This is a genomic window from Pseudoalteromonas luteoviolacea DSM 6061 (assembly GCF_001625655.1).
Taxonomy (GTDB): domain Bacteria; phylum Pseudomonadota; class Gammaproteobacteria; order Enterobacterales; family Alteromonadaceae; genus Pseudoalteromonas; species Pseudoalteromonas luteoviolacea.
Genome location: NZ_AUYB01000065.1, coordinates 1 through 3,582, shown reverse-complemented (window position 1 = coordinate 3,582; position 3,582 = coordinate 1). Strand labels below are relative to the sequence as shown.

Here is a 3,582-nt window from a genome sequence, read left to right as displayed (position 1 = left end):
TAACGATAACTAGGAATTATGGAATCAAAAATTGTTGATCAGTTGAGAGGGTGCATTCACTTTTCAAAAAATCTTAATTACAAGCCAACAGTGTTTATTGTTGCTAATATTGTGGGCTGTTTTGATTGGGTGTACGATTATGAAAAATACCCTTCTGATGCACAGGGATATACTGAATTAGAAATAGAGCTGTTCTCTGAAAGTATTCGGAGTATGGGTTTTCCCGTTGAAGTTTTTACCAGCGAAAAGGCGTTTTTTCAATATGTTTCGTCCCATTTGGAACCGGCAAAGCTAGTAGACTCTATACTATATAATATGGCTGAAGGTGGAAAAGGGCCCGGCCAAAAAGCGCTAATGCCCGCATTTGCCAAATTTTACGGTATAAAAGTATGTAATAGTTCTCCACATGCGAATTCGATCTGTCATCACAAATACCATGTAAATCAACTGCTTATTTCGAATCACTTACCCACTCCAAAATCTTGGCTGTACGATGGAACTCAGTTTTTAAATGGTAAACCCAAAGGTGGGGAAAAAGTAATTGCTAAACCTATCTACGAGTCAATGTGCCTTGGTGTCGACGCAACCTCTTGTTTTATTTGGGATGACTCAAAAGCAGACTATTTATCTAACAAGTGTAGAGAGCTAAACCAGCCTTTCCTTATCCAAACATATATAAGCGGTTACGAAATTTGTTGTCCAATTATTAAACTTGAAGAAGTATCCAGCCTAGGAGTCATCGGCTTTGGAATTGATGGGAATGAGTATTTAAACGACGAATATAAAGTTTACGAGGGTCATAAGCAGCATGAGTATTTTTCTTATATACCTGAGATATCACCTCAGTTAAAAAGGGATATCATGCTCACAGCTGAAAAAACATTTTTGTTATTGGGTATGTCAGGAGTTGGCAGAATTGATTTTAGAGTTACAGCTTCTGGGGACTTTTTCATATTTGACACGAATGAGTCACCACCACCTAAAAAAGGGACTGCACTCTACAATACACTATTAAATTTAGGCCTAGAGGAAAAAGAAGCTCTTCAAGCTTTCTTTTGTGTTGGAGCCGCAAAAATTTTATGAAGATGCCCAGAATTGTAACTCGCAAAGAGTTACTGGGTTCCCGTAAAAAAGCCACATTGATGATTTATCAATTTGTGATACCTCCGATTCTATTTGATAATAATCTTTTCCTATTAACTGTTGTCTTTTAGAGTAAATGTGATTTAATCTTTTTAAAATTACAGTTTCTGCTGGCCACTGACTCCCTTTAACAATGGATATTGTCTTGTTGTAGTAAGCTTCAAAACCTGTCATTTTATTTGTTATTAAATTAAGTATCATAATGTTATTAAAAAGATTATAAGTTATATAGCTTTCATCAATTCTCTTTTCATGAATTTCAGTTTTTAGGCTATTAATCTCGAGCCATGCCTTATCAGTACTACCTTGTATTATTAAAAATCCGATATAATTTGATCTTTGTATGTGATTATCATTGTTACAGTGCTTTGAAAGCGTAACTTTCTTTTGACTATCACATGCGTCCTTTATTGATAGCTTCCCTGATTTAAAGCTGGAAATGACGTAGTTGTTTGCAAGAATATCATTTCTTTGAAATTTAAATTGAGAATTATCTTTTATATATTTGAATGCTTGGTTGCAATACTTTGATGCCTCTTTGAAATTACCAAGATTGATTAAAACTGCGGTATAGTTAACTAGAGTTTTATAAGCTTCAAAAATATTCTCCCTGTATCTTGGTGGAGAGCTTGCGAAGAAATAATCAAGGGCAACTTTAATGTTTCTCTCAGCAATTTCGGATATTTTTAGTGATGTCGCTTTTCTATTTTGTATGTGTAAGTACTCTATCAACCTTGAATCAATAGGCTGTAGTCGTTTTAGTTTTTGGCTAAGGTTTGACTCTTCTATTTTAGCCCTACTAATTTCACCATTTAAGACTAAAGACTGTATCCTTAGGAGAGTCAATTTAGACCATAGCTCCAACTCATGATTTGTGTCTAAGGTGCTCCATCTAGAAACCAGCTTATTTGCCAGTTGAAACGATTCTTTGTTGTGCATTTCAATATATGCCAATGCGATAAGGTAATCCCTTTCTGCCATCAACGTATATGCTACATCAATACCCAAACCTTCTAGTTCAAGAATAACTTCTCGAAATCTGTTGGTGTGAAAATACTCGTATGCCTTGGTGAAAATAGCGATTAAACAGAGCTTACTCTCATTCTTCAATAGCTCTGCTTCAAATTCATTGAGATGCGACAAAGGGCTCTGCTTATTACTCAAAAGTTGAATTGCCCCATGTACTAACATCACTGCAGCTTTTTCATGTTCACCTGCCTTTTGTAAATGATAGGCTCTAAGCCGATAACATGAAGGTAGCAGTCTTTTTAAGCAATCAGAAACTTTTCTATGTATTTCTTGATTGTTCTTCTCAACAAAAGAAGACAAAGAGTTCTTATGGAATTCATGAGTAAAGAGATAATGTGTTGTATCGTATTTTTCTATGATTCCAAGGTCACTTGCAACCTGTAATTCGTAATCTGTTAGTTGTTCTCCCTCATGGCCCAACAGGCAGCTAATCTGTTTTTTAGAAAACTTGTCTCCTAGGAAAGATATTTCTCCTAACTTTCTAAGTAAGTTTACAGATATATCCCTTGCGCTTTTGTTAATAGATAATAAATAAATTTTTTCCAATAAACATTCCGAACCAGCTTTGAATAAATGATTTATATTATCACTGTTCTTTAAAAGTGATGCGATGATTTTTAACACCTCCAAATGACCCTTACTAAATTGATAGACTATATTTGTGTCTTTTGCACTTAAGGAAGCTTCTGGGTTGTAATATTTTAAGATTTTATTTATTTTATCAGTGGAGGGTAAATTGGTTTTATGCAATATGCTCTGATTAATTAATTGTGATATGTCTTTTTCTAAGCTTAATGCTAGGTGCTCATCGGTTAAGATGGCTAGAACTACCAATTCGTCTAGTAATTGGAGGTGCTTATGCTTATTGAGAGAAAAAATATACTTCAATAGTTTCAATGAAGTTCTATCTAACCAAGCAAAATGATCAATAACTAGAACGCATTTCTGAACTGAGCATAAATTATTCAAAAGGGTTAATATGGATACTTCTTTTTCTGTTAAATGCTCATCAAGCATTAATTCGGCTTCAATTGACTCTGTAGGTACAATATCAAGAAGGCCAGCCATAAACTTTACGGGCGACAATCCATCTATTAATTTACCAATTCCTCTACGCTGTTTCTCAGTCTGTTTTTTTTCATATTTTTGGATATTTAATAGGTGCTCAAAAGCATAAAGTTGAGTTACTTGCTGCTCTTCGTCGGCACTTATGTAAACTACTCTGATACCATCTTGAGACAACTTCCTACTTAATTCAGGCAATATTGAATTGGTCTTCCCTGAACCTGAGGGTCCTTGCAGCGCTACAAACTGATAATTACAAACATCTATGAATAACTTATTTATCAAGCTTTCAATTTCTAATATTTCAACAATGTTTTTAGCACTCATAATTCCTAGTTATCGTTA

2 protein-coding genes are annotated in these 3,582 nt (G+C 34.5%); one reads left to right on the top strand and one right to left on the bottom strand.

Going from position 1 to position 3,582, the window contains the following annotated elements; translation table 11 throughout:
* The first annotated feature begins 18 nt into the window (after window positions 1–18).
* On the top strand, window positions 19–1,083 hold the full coding sequence (locus N475_RS02735) for a D-alanine--D-alanine ligase family protein (protein WP_063364650.1): 1,065 nt from the start codon (window positions 19–21) through the stop codon (window positions 1,081–1,083).
* Here the strand turns inward: N475_RS02735 and N475_RS02730 are convergent.
* On the bottom strand, window positions 1,078–3,564 hold the full coding sequence (locus tag N475_RS02730; RefSeq protein WP_063364649.1) for an AAA family ATPase: 2,487 nt from the start codon (window positions 3,562–3,564) through the stop codon (window positions 1,078–1,080). The two genes, N475_RS02735 and N475_RS02730, sit on opposite strands and share 6 nt — an antisense overlap.
* Between the last annotated feature and the right edge of the window lie 18 nt (window positions 3,565–3,582).